Annotated in this window: 12 protein-coding genes and 1 tRNA gene; 10 read left to right on the forward strand and 3 right to left on the reverse strand. The window is 52.2% G+C overall.

Features of this window, described 5'->3' with window-relative positions; translation table 11 throughout:
* Nucleotides 1–84: 84 nt before the first annotated feature.
* A tRNA-Trp gene (locus tag NC856_RS09510) sits at nucleotides 85–160 on the forward strand.
* 835 nt (nucleotides 161–995) lie between these two features.
* Here NC856_RS09510 and hdfR read toward each other — a convergent pair.
* A complete protein-coding gene (gene hdfR / locus NC856_RS09515; RefSeq protein ID WP_264090204.1) occupies nucleotides 996–1823 on the reverse strand; it encodes an HTH-type transcriptional regulator HdfR in 828 nt (275 codons plus the stop codon).
* 119 nt (nucleotides 1824–1942) lie between these two features.
* On the opposite strand from hdfR, the gene NC856_RS09520 reads away from it, so the two are divergent.
* On the forward strand, nucleotides 1943–2281 hold the full coding sequence (locus NC856_RS09520; RefSeq protein ID WP_264090205.1) for a DUF413 domain-containing protein: 339 nt from the start codon (nucleotides 1943–1945) through the stop codon (nucleotides 2279–2281).
* A gap of 165 nt (nucleotides 2282–2446) precedes the next feature.
* On the opposite strand, the gene NC856_RS09525 is transcribed toward NC856_RS09520, so the two are convergent.
* Nucleotides 2447–3973: a YifB family Mg chelatase-like AAA ATPase gene (locus NC856_RS09525; protein WP_264090206.1), complete on the reverse strand. Its 1527-nt coding sequence runs from the start codon at nucleotides 3971–3973 to the stop codon at nucleotides 2447–2449.
* A 352-nt stretch (nucleotides 3974–4325) separates the two neighbouring features.
* Between NC856_RS09525 and ilvL the strand changes: the two genes are divergently transcribed.
* From ilvL to NC856_RS09560, 7 genes are all read left to right on the forward strand, one after another.
* Entirely contained in the window at nucleotides 4326–4424 is a 99-nt protein-coding gene (gene ilvL / locus NC856_RS09530) for an ilv operon leader peptide (RefSeq protein ID WP_071531109.1), read from the forward strand.
* A 140-nt stretch (nucleotides 4425–4564) separates the two neighbouring features.
* On the forward strand, nucleotides 4565–6211 hold the full coding sequence (gene ilvG, locus NC856_RS09535) for an acetolactate synthase 2 catalytic subunit (protein WP_264090207.1): 1647 nt from the start codon (nucleotides 4565–4567) through the stop codon (nucleotides 6209–6211).
* A 38-nt stretch (nucleotides 6212–6249) separates the two neighbouring features.
* Nucleotides 6250–6510, forward strand: a complete 261-nt coding sequence (gene ilvM, locus NC856_RS09540) for an acetolactate synthase 2 small subunit (RefSeq protein WP_264090208.1) — start codon at nucleotides 6250–6252, stop codon at nucleotides 6508–6510.
* A 25-nt stretch (nucleotides 6511–6535) separates the two neighbouring features.
* Nucleotides 6536–7462: a branched-chain amino acid transaminase gene (locus NC856_RS09545; RefSeq protein ID WP_264090209.1), complete on the forward strand. Its 927-nt coding sequence runs from the start codon at nucleotides 6536–6538 to the stop codon at nucleotides 7460–7462.
* 83 nt (nucleotides 7463–7545) lie between these two features.
* Nucleotides 7546–9396, forward strand: coding sequence for a dihydroxy-acid dehydratase (gene ilvD, locus NC856_RS09550; protein WP_264090210.1), 1851 nt, complete (start codon nucleotides 7546–7548; stop codon nucleotides 9394–9396).
* A gap of 5 nt (nucleotides 9397–9401) precedes the next feature.
* Nucleotides 9402–10946, forward strand: coding sequence for a threonine ammonia-lyase, biosynthetic (gene ilvA, locus NC856_RS09555; RefSeq protein WP_264090212.1), 1545 nt, complete (start codon nucleotides 9402–9404; stop codon nucleotides 10944–10946).
* An 83-nt stretch (nucleotides 10947–11029) separates the two neighbouring features.
* A complete protein-coding gene (locus NC856_RS09560; RefSeq protein WP_264090213.1) occupies nucleotides 11030–11776 on the forward strand; it encodes a DUF2461 domain-containing protein in 747 nt (248 codons plus the stop codon).
* Nucleotides 11777–11804: 28 nt separating this feature from the next.
* On the opposite strand, the gene ilvY is transcribed toward NC856_RS09560, so the two are convergent.
* Entirely contained in the window at nucleotides 11805–12695 is an 891-nt protein-coding gene (gene ilvY / locus NC856_RS09565; RefSeq protein ID WP_264090214.1) for an HTH-type transcriptional activator IlvY, read from the reverse strand.
* A gap of 166 nt (nucleotides 12696–12861) precedes the next feature.
* Between ilvY and ilvC the strand changes: the two genes are divergently transcribed.
* Nucleotides 12862–14340 carry a ketol-acid reductoisomerase gene (gene ilvC, locus NC856_RS09570; RefSeq protein ID WP_264090215.1) on the forward strand — a complete coding sequence of 493 codons (1479 nt, stop codon included), beginning with the start codon at nucleotides 12862–12864 and terminating at the stop codon, nucleotides 14338–14340.
* Nucleotides 14341–14353 lie beyond the last annotated feature (13 nt).

Raw genomic sequence — 14353 nt, forward strand, 5'->3', positions numbered from 1 at the left:
GAGCGGTAGTTCAGTTGGTTAGAATACCTGCCTGTCACGCAGGGGGTCGCGGGTTCGAGTCCCGTCCGTTCCGCCACCCTATTTAGGGGCGTAGTTCAATTGGTAGAGCACCGGTCTCCAAAACCGGGTGTTGGGAGTTCGAGTCTCTCCGCCCCTGCCAGATAAAAACCCTTCATTTCATTATGAAGGGTTTTTTTTCGTCCCTGTTTTCCCTTTCAATATTTACTTTTTATCCTCACTGTTTTGCTTTATCGCAGAAAAAAACATTTATCCTAACCATAAATATTTAAATAACCAACCCATTGCGGTAACTACTCAGACTACTTTTTACAGGGAGGCAAAAATAAGAGTCGTCATCTATTGATAGAGACCCTGATATATTCAACGGCATGAAGAAAATGTACGATTGCATTAACACCAAATATGGCTAGTCCTACGCTTGATACATTTCAGGTAATGAAAAAGGATGAGAAAAGTCGGATGAATTTATTTAAACAGAATCACGAGTATTATTACCGGGTACAGTAAAACAAAAAAGACTTGGCTACGGATATTTTCTGTGGTGAACATTTCTGCTCGTCATGATTTTATGTGAGTAATCATTCTGTCGTATTAAGCTTGTTGAGGCTTGATAGCGGCAAGATAGTGGTCTTGCTTCGGCTGAACGCTGTAGAGAAATCCACACTGATAAAAATGCTTTCCGGGATTATAGTCATTCAAGTAGGGAAATTATTCTTGAAGGGATACTGATTAACTCAACTAATATAGTACATTCGCAATTATTAGATGTTGATGCGGTATATCAGCAAGAAAATCTATTGCTTAACTTATCTGTTGCAGCAAATTTATTTATGGGTCGTGATCTACCCCGGTTATCTATCGTTGATTAAAAAAATATTAATCGTTATCGGATTACTGCTGTTCGCTTTGAGAGGTTTATAAAAAACATTAAGCACGTTCTGATTAGCTCAGACGTGCTTAAGCAGTGTGTATTGCTACGTCGATATAGCAATCGGTGTTTTGAGTAGTTGACGAATTAGCGCCTGTTGATCACTGTTTTGTAGCCAGACGGCATAAAATGGCCGTACTACGGGCGGCGTGTCGTTTAATGCTTTCAGATGAGGATAAATCTGTAGCCAATGGCTGGGCAGGAAGGCGCAGCCGCCAGTGGTCACCAGTAGCTGGCGAGTAAGATGTGCGGACGTGGTGGTGAGCACGGGAAGTTGATCACTGAGTAATAGCCGACTTTCTTGCTGATGAAAATCAGCCCCCCATTCCAGCTTGATGTAAGGCAGATCCTGATTATTCTCGTTTTCTTCGGAGGTGAAAAGCGAGAGTGAAAAGTTGCCTAAAAGTTGGCTTGCCAATTCTTCCATTTTCGGCTGTTCTGTCGTGATCAACAGATCCAACTGACGTTCATGCAGTTGCTTTACCAATGAGTGACGCAGTGCGATACGTGCTTCCAACTGTAGCAAAGGCCGTTTCTGATAGAGCGACTGTAACCACGGCGTAAGATAAGCCTCCCACAGTGAGGCGGTGGCGCCGACGGAGAGCAGGCTATGCTGTTGTGAACGTGCGACCTCTTTTTTGGCGATTTGCCAGGTGCCTATCAAGCTTTCCGCATAGGGTAACAGCCGCTCTCCTGCTGGCGTTAAGCGGATATTATTTCGGTGACGGGTAAATAAATTTGCACCAAGCTGGGTCTCTAACTGACGAATACGGAAACTTACCGCCGACTGTGTCAGATAAAGCGATTCTGCGGCGCGGCCAAAGTGTCGGGTCCTGCTGACTTCCAGAAAGGTTTTTAGTAATTCGGTATCCACGCCTATCTCCAAAAAAATTTGTCGTAATGATTTAAATGTTTTGTTTTACACAATGTCAAGCCTATCTAATACTCCGCGCCATAAACAACACGACCATAGAAGAATTAGGAGCGTGTAAGATGGCGGAAAGCTTTTCTACAAATAATCGTTTTTTTGATAACAAGTTTTATCCACGTGGTTTTTCCCGGCACGGCGACTTTACTATTAAAGAAGCACAACTGTTGGAACGCCATGGTTATGCCTTTAACGAACTTGATCTGGGTAAACGTGAACCGGTTACCGAAGAAGAAGTTCAGTTTGTGGCGATGTGTCGTGGCGAGCGTAAGGCTGAAACAGACATGGAAAAAATATGGTCCAAATATCTGGATCGTATCCGTCGTCCCAAGCGTTTCCACACGTTGTCCGGTGGTAAGCCGCAAATGGACGCGGTTGAAGAATACACCGAAAGTGATGATTAGTAATAAAATGGGGCGAAAGCCCTATTTTTTACGATGAGCATCCTTGTCCATCACTTTCTGGGCGGTAGCTGCGCAATGCTAAAAATACGCCTGACATTATTTATTCCTAATCTTCAAACGTTAATCGCTTCATGTGCATCTTTCCTGGAAACCGAGCAGTTATTCTCATCCAAGGCTTTTGTGTAGTTGTATTAACAGGCGATCCATACATCGATAACTGAGTGCTTCAGCAAGGTGATTTTTCTGAATCTCAGATTGATCGGCGAGATCGGCAATGGTGCGGGCAACTTTTAATATTCTGTGCCAGGCGCGTACTGATAATCCCAGCTTGCTCATCACCTCTTCCAGATAACCAGCATCTTCCGATTTTAACTGGCAGTATTTCTCGATTTCATTCGGCTTCAGTAGCGCATTGATTTTATTGGCACGGTGGATTTGCCGCTGTCTTGCTGCCAGCACGCGTGCCCTGACGGTGGCGCTGCTTTCCCCGTGAGCGCTTTGCTGGCGTAGGACACCAGGCGGCAATAATGGCACTTCAATAGAGATATCAAAGCGATCCAGAAACGGGCCGGACAGTTTGCTGAGATAACGCAGAATTTGCTGCGCTGGAAGGCGGTTATGTATCCCCTGATAATGACCCGAAGGACTTGGGTTCATGGCGGCAACAAGTTGAACACGTGCGGGATAACGAACTTTGGCGCGAGTCCGGGAAATAACGATCTCACCCGATTCCAGCGGCTCTCGCAGTGCGTCTAAAACCCGTCTTTCGAACTCTGGAAGTTCATCCAGAAACAAAACGCCATTATGTGCGAGGGAAATCTCCCCTGGTTTGGGCAGCGATCCTCCGCCGACAAGCGCCGTCATGGAGGCGCTATGATGCGGGGCTCTGAATGGTCGTACACGCCAGTGTTTCATGATCGCATCGATATTGATCAAACAGTTTATTGCTGCGCTTTCCAGCGCTTCTTCATCGCTCAATGGCGGCATCAGGTCACCAAGTCGGCTGGCCAGCATGGTTTTCCCTGTACCGGGCGGACCGAGCAGCAACAGATTATGGCCGCCAGCGGCAGTGATCTCCAGTGCCCGTTTTGCCTGCTCCTGACCAATAATATCTTTTAGATCAGGCGCGTCATCATCGGTCACGGTTTGCAGAAGAACATCACGGCTACTGAGTAATGCTTCCTCACTCTGCAAGAAAGCACAAACCTGCAACAGATGTTCGGCCATCAGCACGTCTCCCTGAGGGATAAGCGCCATTTCCTGCTTATTGTCTTCAGGCAAGATCAGTTGGCGACCGGATTTTATGGCAGCCAGCGCCGCTGGGATTGCGCCGTTTACGCCACGTAAAGTACCTGAAAGGCCTAACTCGCCAAGAAACTCATACCGGCTGAGTCTTGTGCCGTCAATTTGTTCTGAGGCCGCCAGAATCGCCAGAGCGATAGGGAGATCGTAACGCCCGCCTTCTTTCGGCAGATCGGCTGGCGCAAGATTTACCGTTATCCGCTTAGCGGGGAACGTAAAACCGCAATTAATCAGCGCGCTGCGCACGCGATCGCGAGCCTCTTTGACGGTGGTTTCGGGTAAACCAACCAGGGTTAATGCCGGTAATCCACTGCTGATGTGTACCTCAATGTTCACATCCGGCGCCTGTACGCCTATCATCGCCCGTGTGTAGGTAACCGCCAGTGACATCTATTCTCCTCCTTGTGTATGGCGACATAATGCGCTATCACCCCGCTTGCCGGGAGCATGTCGTGATGAGTTTGCGAAGGCGGAGCAAGGAAGTTTTTTCTCTCTCATTGCGTTACCGCATTTGTGCGAGCCGTATCGCGGTTTCTAATGACAAGAGAGGGGATACCCGATAATTTCCCCTGATCCGATGGAAATAAACGAAAATTACTCTACCCTATGATTAGACTGTGTTTTTTAATGTTCTGACGCTGCCGCTTAAAATTGATCATGCAAAAAATGGTTGTCATCTAATGACTGACTGTGATAACTCTGTAGGTATTCGTTCAACAGTGGGTTACTGAACAGCCTATTTATGAAAGCCCTATCCCTGGTGATTAGCCTAGTCGTGATTAGCGTGGTGGTGATTATTATCCCACCGTGCGGGGCAGCACTTGGACGAAGAATGGCTTAGAAATCAAGCCCGAATTCAAGAAAACCCCCGCACCGTAAGGTCGGGGGTTTTTTATTGGGCGCAATGTCTAACGTAAGGGAACAGATGATGAGTAGTAGCGTAAAATCCTGTTATTCCAACAAAAGCTTGGGGGAATAACGATGAATGGGGCAAGGTGGGTGGTACAAGCGTTGCGAGCGCAGGGAGTGGAAACCGTATTCGGTTATCCAGGGGGCGCGATAATGCCCGTCTATGATGCACTTTATGACGGTGGCGTAAGACATCTACTGTGTCGCCATGAGCAAGGCGCAGCAATGGCGGCGATCGGTTATGCGCGGGCAACAGGGAAAGTTGGCGTGTGTATTGCCACATCAGGTCCCGGCGCAACCAATCTGATCACCGGGCTGGCCGATGCTTTGCTGGACTCTGTTCCCGTTGTCGCTATCACCGGTCAGGTCGGTTCGTCGCTGATTGGTACGGACGCTTTTCAGGAGATCGACGTACTAGGACTTTCTCTGGCCTGCACTAAGCACAGTTTTCTGGTTGAGTCGCTGGAGTCGTTGCCGGAGGTGATGGCCGAAGCGTTCGCCATTGCCAGCAGTGGTCGCCCCGGTCCGGTTCTGGTGGATATTCCAAAAGATATCCAACTGGCTGTCGGGGATTTCGCGCCGCACGTTGCGGCGGTTGACAGCGGTTTTGATTTCCCGGATCAGGAAATTGCATTGGCGCGTGAGATGATATCGCAGGCGAAAAAACCCGTGTTATATGCTGGAGGCGGTGTCGGCATAGCGCAGGCGGTGCCCGCCTTGCGCCAGTTTCTGGCGATGACCGATATGCCTTCCGTGGTGACGCTGAAAGGGTTGGGGGCTGTTGACGCCGAACATCCTTACTATCTTGGCATGATTGGCATGCACGGCACTAAAGCCGCCAACCTGATGGTGCAGCAGTGCGACCTGTTGATCGCCGTCGGATCGCGGTTTGATGATCGTGTGACTGGCAAACTGAACGCCTTCGCGCCCCATGCCAATGTGATCCACATGGATATCGATCCGGCTGAACTGAGTAAATTACGTCAAGCTAATGTGGCGTTGCAAGGCGACCTGAAAGCGTTATTGCCCGCGCTGCAACAATCGCTGAACATCGCTGACTGGCAACAGCAAGCTTCGATGATGAAGGCGGAGTACCCCTGGCGCTATGATCATCCAGGGCAGGCTATTTATGCGCCAGCCTTGCTGAAGTCTATCTCCGATCGTATGGATAAAGATACCGTGGTGACGACGGATGTCGGTCAGCATCAGATGTGGGCTGCTCAACATATGACATTCAGCCGCCCGGAAAATTTCATCACGTCCAGCGGCCTCGGCACCATGGGTTTTGGCGTGCCTGCCGCGGTTGGCGCGCAGGTCGCCCGCCCGGAGGATACGGTAATTTGTATCTCCGGTGACGGTTCTTTTATGATGAATGTTCAGGAACTGGGCACCATCAAGCGAAAACGGCTGCCGCTGAAAATCGTCTTGCTGGATAACCAACGGTTAGGCATGGTGAGGCAATGGCAGCAGCTGTTTTTTGATGAACGCTACAGTGAAACGAACCTCTCCGATAACCCTGATTTTCTGACGTTGGCAAGTGCTTTTGCTATCCCCGGCCAACGTATCACGCGTAAAGACCAGATTGATGCAGCATTGGATGCCCTGTTTAACAGCGAAGGGCCATATTTACTGCATGTCTCCATCGATGAATATGAAAATGTCTGGCCTCTCGTTCCCCCCGGCGCTGGTAATGAAACCATGTTGGATAAAACCGAGTAATGGCTGGCCACAATAGGATAAGTGTTGGAGAAAACAGAATGACACATCATCAACTTTCCATTCAGGCGCGCTTCCGTCCCGAAGTTCTGGAGCGTGTATTACGCGTTACCCGCCACCGCGGTTTTAAAGTATGCGCCATGAATATGGTGCATACGACGAATAATGAGCAGATTAATATTGAACTGACCGTTGCCAGCCACCGTCCGGTGGATCTATTGTCGGCTCAATTAAGTAAATTGTTGGATATCTCTAATATCGATATTCAGCCGATGACAGCGACGCAACAGATCAGTGCTTAACGTACAAGTGAAGGGAAAATAAAGAATGACCAAGAAAGCTGATTACATTTGGTTTAACGGGGAAATGGTGCCGTGGGCGGAAGCGAAAGTACACGTCATGTCGCACGCATTGCATTATGGCACCTCGGTGTTTGAAGGGGTTCGTTGCTATAGTTCGCATCAGGGGCCGGTGGTGTTCCGCCATCGCGAACATATGCAGCGTCTGCATGATTCGGCAAAAATCTACCGTATGCCGGTACAGCAAAGCGTTGACGAACTGATGGAAGCCTGCCGGGAAACGCTGCGCAAGAATAATCTGACCAGCGCCTATATTCGTCCGTTGGTATTTGTCGGCGATGTTGGCATGGGCGTCAACCCGCCAGACGGCTATAAAACCGACGTCATTATCGCGGCATTTCCGTGGGGCGCCTATCTGGGTGAAGAAGCGCTGGATCAGGGCATTGACGCCATGGTTTCCTCCTGGCACCGTGTGGCGGCGAATACCATCCCTACTGCGGCGAAAGCGGGCGGTAATTATCTTTCTTCGTTATTGGTGGGAAGTGAAGCTCGTCGTCATGGCTATCAGGAAGGGATTGCGCTGGATGTACACGGCTATGTGTCGGAAGGCGCGGGTGAAAACCTGTTTGAAGTGAAAGACGGCATTCTTTTCACGCCACCCTTTACCTCGTCCGCGTTGCCCGGTATTACGCGCGACGCCATCATCAAACTGGCGAAAGATTTGGGCTTCGAAATCCGTGAACAGGTGCTGTCTCGCGAGTCGCTGTATCTGGCCGACGAAGTGTTTATGTCCGGTACGGCGGCGGAAATCACGCCAGTGCGCAGTGTGGACGGTATTCAGGTGGGGATCGGCAAATGTGGGCCGGTGACGAAAAAATTGCAGCAGGCGTTCTTTGGCCTGTTCACCGGTGAGACGGAAGATAAATGGGGCTGGCTGGATCCGGTAAATCGTTAATAGATTGTTAATTAATAGACATAAGATCAGGCGGTGGTTCATTTCACCATCGTCCATTACGTTATTATTGGAGTAATAAGAGCATGCCTAAGTACCGTTCAGCCACCACCACGCATGGCCGTAATATGGCGGGCGCCAGAGCCTTGTGGCGCGCCACCGGGATGACCGACGACGATTTTGGCAAACCCATCATCGCGGTGGTTAACTCCTTCACCCAGTTTGTTCCCGGCCATGTGCATTTACGCGATCTAGGGAAACTGGTCGCCGAGCAAATCGAGGCCTCCGGCGGTGTCGCTAAAGAATTCAATACGATAGCGGTTGATGATGGTATCGCCATGGGGCATGGCGGCATGCTCTATTCTCTGCCTTCCCGTGAATTGATCGCCGACTCGGTGGAATATATGGTTAATGCGCACTGTGCCGATGCGATGGTGTGTATTTCCAACTGCGATAAAATCACGCCCGGCATGTTGATGGCATCGCTGCGCCTGAACATTCCGGTGATTTTTGTTTCCGGTGGGCCAATGGAAGCCGGAAAAACCAAATTATCCAATCAGATCATTAAGCTGGATTTGGTGGATGCCATGATCCAGGGCGCCAATCCGAATGTCAGCGACGCCGACAGCGATCAGATTGAGCGCTCCGCCTGCCCGACTTGCGGTTCCTGTTCCGGGATGTTCACCGCCAACTCCATGAACTGTCTGACCGAAGCGTTGGGGCTGTCTCAGCCGGGGAATGGTTCGCTGCTGGCGACGCATGCCGATCGTAAGGAATTGTTCCTGAATGCGGGCAAACGAATTGTCGGTCTGGCGAAACGCTATTACGAGCAGGATGATGAAAGCGTGCTGCCGCGCAATATCGCCAACAAAGCGGCGTTTGAAAACGCCATGACGCTGGATATCGCCATGGGCGGTTCCACCAATACCGTGCTGCATCTGCTGGCGGCGGCGCAGGAAGGCGAAGTCGATTTCACCATGACCGATATCGATCGTCTGTCCCGGCAAGTGCCGCACTTGTGTAAGGTCGCGCCGAGCACGCAGAAATATCATATGGAAGACGTGCATCGTGCGGGGGGCGTCATCGGTATTCTGGGCGAACTGGACAGAGCGGGCTTGCTGAACCGGGATGTGAATAACGTGCTGGGCAAAACGCTGCCGCAAACGCTGGAAGCCTATGACGTGATGTTGACGCAGGATGAGAGCGTGAGAAGCATGTATTCCGCAGGTCCGGCGGGTATCCGCACCACCAAAGCATTTTCGCAGGATTGCCGTTGGGATTCGCTGGATACCGATCGTCAGCAAGGGTGCATTCGTTCCCGCGAATTTGCCTACAGTCAGGACGGCGGGCTGGCGGTGTTGTACGGCAATCTGGCGGAAAATGGCTGTATCGTGAAGACGGCGGGGGTGGATGAAGGCAGCCTGGTATTCCGTGGCCCGGCTAAAGTTTATGAAAGTCAGGATGATGCCGTGGAAGCGATCCTGGGCGGCAAGGTAGTGGCGGGCGATGTGGTGGTGATCCGTTACGAAGGGCCGAAAGGGGGGCCGGGCATGCAGGAAATGCTGTATCCGACCAGCTTCCTGAAATCAATGGGGTTAGGCAAGCAGTGCGCACTGATTACGGATGGCCGCTTTTCCGGCGGAACTTCCGGTCTATCCATCGGTCATGCTTCGCCGGAAGCGGCCAGCGGCGGCACCATTGGTCTGGTACAGGACGGCGACATGATTGCCATCGATATTCCGCAGCGCAGCATCGTACTGGACGTAGCCGACAGTGAGTTGGCCCGCCGCCGCGAAGCGGAGGAAGCACGGGGCGAGGCGGCCTGGACGCCGCATCATCGTGACCGTCAGGTTTCTTTTGCCCTGCGCGCCTACGCGAGTCTGGCGACCAGCGCCGATAAAGGGGCTGTTCGCGATAAGAGTAAGCTGGGAGGCTGATTCTGATGGCAGTGTCACAACCACTTCCTGCCGCGCCCGGTGGCGCGGAATATTTGCGGGCGATCCTGCGCTCGCCGGTTTATGAAATTACTCAGGTCACGCCGCTGGAGAAAATGGACAAACTGTCTTCGCGGTTGGGTAATGTCATTCTGGTAAAACGTGAAGACAGACATGCGGTGCACAGTTTCAAGCTGCGCGGTGCTTACGCGATGATGGCGGGGCTGAGCGATGAGCAGAAATCGCATGGCGTGGTGACGGCATCGGCAGGTAACCATGCGCAAGGCGTGGCGCTCTCTTCCAGTAAACTTGGCATTAAATCATTAATCGTGATGCCGGTGGCGACAGCCGATATCAAGGTTGACGCGGTGCGGGGCTTCGGCGGTGAAGTGTTGCTGTATGGTGCCAACTTTGACGAGGCGAAAGCCAAAGCGATAGCGTTGTCGCAACAGCAGCATATGACTTTCCTGCCGCCGTTCGATCATCCGGCGGTAATTGCCGGACAAGGTACATTGGCGATGGAGCTGTTGCAGCAGGACGCGCATCTGGACCGGGTGTTTGTACCGGTTGGCGGCGGTGGACTGGCCGCGGGCGTGGCGGTGTTGATCAAACAGTTGATGCCGCAGATTCAGGTCATCGGCGTGGAAGCCGAGGATTCCGCCTGTCTGCGGGCGGCGTTGGATGCCGGACATCCTGTCGATCTCCCGCGCGTGGGTTTGTTTGCCGAAGGTGTTGCGGTGAAACGTATCGGTGATGAAACCTTCCGCGTGTGCCGTGAATACCTGGATGATGTGATCACGGTGGATAGCGATGCGATTTGCGCGGCGGTCAAAGATCTGTTTGAAGACGTGCGGGCGATTGCGGAACCATCCGGGGCGCTGGCGCTGGCGGGAATGAAGAAATACATTCAGCAGCACCAGATCCAGGGCGAACGTCTGGCGCACGTGCTGTCAGGCGCTAACGTCAACTTCCACGGCCTGCGTTACGTTTCCGAACGCTGTGAACTGGGCGAACAGCGAGAAGCGTTGCTGGCGGTCACCATTCCAGAAAAGAAAGGCAGTTTTCTGAAATTCTGCCAACTGCTGGGCGGTCGTTCCGTGACCGAATTCAACTACCGTTATGCCAATGCCAACGATGCCTGCATTTTTGCCGGCGTGCGTCTGACACGTGGCTATGCCGAGCGTGAAGAAATCATCGCCGAGTTGTCGGCGGGCGGTTATGAAGTGGTGGACCTGTCTGATGATGAAATGGCGAAGCTGCATGTTCGCTACATGGTCGGCGGGCGGCCTTCAAAACCGTTGCGGGAACGGCTCTATAGCTTTGAGTTTCCCGAATCGCCGGGCGCCTTGCTGAAATTCCTGCATACGCTGGGCACGCACTGGAATATCTCGCTTTTTCATTATCGTAGCCACGGTACGGATTTTGGTCGCGTATTGGCGGCGTTTGAACTGGACGTGCGAGATCCTGAGTTTGAGCATCATCTCCAGGCGCTGGGTTATGAGTGTCATGATGAAACCGATAATCCGTCTTTCCGTTTCTTTCTGGCGGGTTAAGGAGGAATCGCGCTCCCGGTGGTGTTTCACTGTCGGGAGCGTTATCTTTATGCCATCAGATACAGCATGGATGACAGACAACGATGGCTTCACATTTCACTGGATTTTCTCAGCAAGGGCTGACATTCCTGCAACAGGTGCGTCAGCACAATGATAAAGACTGGTTCGAAACTCATCGCGCTATTTACGATGAACAGTTGATCGCGCCTTTTCGGGCGCTGGTGGATGAACTGAGTCTGACCATGTTGCAGATTGACGATCATTTCGAAACCCGTCCGGCCATCGGCAAGACATTGTCGCGCATCCATCGCGACACTCGGTTTTCCCACGATAAATCACGTTACCGCAGCCAGATGTGGCTGACCTTCAAGCGTACTCGTAAAGACTGGACGGACGCGCCGGTCTATTTCTTTGAGATATCGCCGGATAGCTGGCGTTACGGGCTGGGATATTACAGCGCGACGCGCACGACCATGGATTTGTTCCGTCAGACGTTGCGCGGTAACCCCGCACAGTTTCTGGCGGTGGCTGGTTGTCTGGGGAATACCTTCACGCTGGAAGGTGAAAGTTACAAGCGACCGCTGATTAAAGAGCAGCCGCCGGCACTGGCCGATTGGTATAACCGTAAATCCTTTGCCGCGATTTGTACCCGGTACGATATGGAAGCGTTGTTTTCCGGTCAGCTGGTCACCACGCTGGCGCAAGGATTTAGCCGGCTTGAGCCGCTCTATCACTACCTGATGAACATCGAAACCATGAAGAGAACCGCGCAGGAATCTGAAGCGCCAGGTTCGCGCGCCTTTCCTACCGACAAGTGGTTTGAACGCTAGAGAATCGGACGTGTTGGTGAACCCTGTTTCATGGTTTGTCCGGCAAGGTTTGCCAGAAAGCTGAGATTAACGGTTCGCTGAGCCGTTTTTTCTGTACGCAGACGCCCAGTTCAAGCGGCTCCATGGCTTGTTCGGCAAAAATGGAGACGCGGTTGCGCACCGGTTCCGGGCTGTTTTCCAGCACCACATCCGGGATGAGCGCAATGCCGCAGCCCAGCGCGACCATCGACACCATCGCTTCATGGCCGGACACGGTGGCATAAATTTGCGGATTATTGATGTGGTGGCGACGGAACCATAGGTCGATACGCTTACGCACCGGGCCGTGTTCCGGCAGAATAAACGGAATTTGCGCCCAGTCAGGGTGGGGGACTTTAACCTGCGCCTGAACCGGACACGGTAGCGCGGGGATAATCAGCGCCAGCGGAATTTTACCGATCGGCATAAACTCCACGCTGGCGGGTAAGGTTTCCGGGTTTCCGGCTATTCCCAGGTCAGCCTCGTTCGACTGGACTTTCTCAACCGCGTCGGCGGCATCACCGGTGGTCAGTTTGATCTCCACCAGCGGATGCTCCGCACGGAAGCGATCAAGAATGGGGGGCAAATGACTGTAAGCGGCGGTCACCGAACAGAAAATGCGCAACTCGCCGCTCAGCGACGGCCCGCGTTGGTTGAGGACATGCCTGAGTTGCTGATATTGCAACAGCGTTTGCTGGGCGAACAGTTTCAGGTGTTCCCCGGCATCGGTGAGTTGCACGGTGCGGTTATCGCGCTGGAACAAGGTTTGCCCCACGTCTTCTTCCAGCCGTTGAATTTGCCGCGACAGCGTAGAAGGACTGATGTGCATCGCCTTGGCGGTACGACCAAAATGTCGGCTTTCCGCCAAATGCAGAAATAATTTGAGATCACGTAAATCCATGCGATGCGAGCCTCGTTTTTATCTTGCAGATCTTGCAATATGACGTTGTTAATATATCAATTTAAGCAACGCATTTCCTGTCATATGATGAAAGCCATAATGGTTTTCGCTGCGGCGGGAGCCTTTTTCGAATAACAGACAAACAAAACCGGATACGGAGCATGACATGGCTAACTATTTCAACACATTGAACCTGCGCCAGCAGTTGGCGCAACTGGGCAAGTGTCGTTTTATGGGACGTGATGAATTCGCCGATGAAGCGAACTACCTGAAGGGTAAAAAAGTGGTGATTGTCGGCTGTGGCGCGCAGGGCTTGAACCAGGGCTTGAACATGCGTGATTCCGGTTTGGATATCGCTTATGCGCTGCGTCAGGAGGCGATCGCCGAAAAACGCGCTTCATGGCGCAAAGCCACGGAAAACGGTTTTACCGTCGGCACTTACGAAGCACTGATCCCGCAAGCCGATCTGGTGGTTAACCTGACGCCGGACAAACAGCACTCAGCCGTGGTTCAGGCGGTTCAACCGCTGATGAAGCAAGGCGCGGCGCTGGGCTACTCGCACGGTTTCAACATTGTTGAAGTGGGCGAGCAGATCCGTAAAGACATCACGGTAGTGATGGTGGCGCCGAAGTGCCCCGGTACGGAAGTCCGTGAAGAATACAAACGTGGTTTTGGCGTACCGACGCTTATCGCGGTTCACCCGGAAAACGATCCGCAGGGCGAAGGCATGGCGATTGCCAAAGCCTGGGCCGCCGCGACTGGCGGTCACCGTGCTGGCGTACTGCAATCTTCTTTCGTTGCGGAAGTAAAGTCCGACCTGATGGGCGAACAAACGATCCTGTGCGGCATGTTGCAGGCCGGTTCGCTGCTGAGCTTCGACAAACTGGTGGCGGAAGGCGTCGACGCGGCTTATGCGGAAAAACTGATTCAGTTCGGTTGGGAAACCATTACTGAAGCGCTGAAACAAGGCGGCATCACGCTGATGATGGACAGGCTGTCCAACCCGGCGAAACTGCGCGCCTATGCGTTGTCTGAGCAACTGAAAGAGATTATGGCGCCGCTGTTCCAGAAACACATGGATGACATCATCTCTGGCGAATTCTCCAGCGGTATGATGGCAGACTGGGCGAACGATGATGTTAAGTTGCTGACCTGGCGTGAAGAAACCGGCAAAACAGCGTTTGAAAACGCGCCGCAGTTTGACGGAAAAATTTCCGAGCAGGAATACTTTGACCACGGTGTGCTGTTGGTGGCGATGGTGAAAGCCGGTGTTGAACTGGCGTTTGAGACTATGGTGAGCGCGGGCATCATTGAAGAATCCGCTTACTATGAATCACTGCATGAACTGCCGCTGATTGCGAATACCATCGCGCGTAAGCGTCTGTATGAAATGAACGTGGTTATCTCCGATACCGCGGAATACGGTAACTATCTGTTTGCCAATGCTGCCGTGCCGTTGTTGAAAGAAAAGTTCATGGCTTCACTGCAACCGGGTGATCTGGGTAAAACGGTCGCCGCGACCGAAGTAGACAATGCGCAACTGCGTGACGTCAATGAAGCGATCCGGAATCACCCGATCGAAACCGTTGGTCGCAAACTGCGTGGCTATATGACGGATATGAAACGTATCGCCGTTGCGGATTAATGCTGCGGTTATA

It is taken from the genome of Brenneria izbisi, assembly GCF_025840185.1.
In the GTDB taxonomy this organism is placed as follows: Bacteria; Pseudomonadota; Gammaproteobacteria; order Enterobacterales; family Enterobacteriaceae; genus Brenneria; species Brenneria izbisi.

Coding starts and splice junctions, on each gene's coding strand:
- NC856_RS09560 (WP_264090213.1), top strand. CDS start 11,030: ATGGCTTCACATTTCACTGGATTTTCTCAGCAAGGGCTGACATTCCTG.
- NC856_RS09545 (WP_264090209.1), top strand. CDS start 6,536: ATGACCAAGAAAGCTGATTACATTTGGTTTAACGGGGAAATGGTGCCG.
- ilvL (WP_071531109.1), top strand. CDS start 4,326: ATGAAAGCCCTATCCCTGGTGATTAGCCTAGTCGTGATTAGCGTGGTG.
- ilvY (WP_264090214.1), bottom strand. CDS start 12,695: ATGGATTTACGTGATCTCAAATTATTTCTGCATTTGGCGGAAAGCCGA.
- NC856_RS09520 (WP_264090205.1), top strand. CDS start 1,943: ATGGCGGAAAGCTTTTCTACAAATAATCGTTTTTTTGATAACAAGTTT.
- ilvA (WP_264090212.1), top strand. CDS start 9,402: ATGGCAGTGTCACAACCACTTCCTGCCGCGCCCGGTGGCGCGGAATAT.
- ilvG (WP_264090207.1), top strand. CDS start 4,565: ATGAATGGGGCAAGGTGGGTGGTACAAGCGTTGCGAGCGCAGGGAGTG.
- ilvC (WP_264090215.1), top strand. CDS start 12,862: ATGGCTAACTATTTCAACACATTGAACCTGCGCCAGCAGTTGGCGCAA.
- ilvM (WP_264090208.1), top strand. CDS start 6,250: ATGACACATCATCAACTTTCCATTCAGGCGCGCTTCCGTCCCGAAGTT.
- ilvD (WP_264090210.1), top strand. CDS start 7,546: ATGCCTAAGTACCGTTCAGCCACCACCACGCATGGCCGTAATATGGCG.
- NC856_RS09525 (WP_264090206.1), bottom strand. CDS start 3,973: ATGTCACTGGCGGTTACCTACACACGGGCGATGATAGGCGTACAGGCG.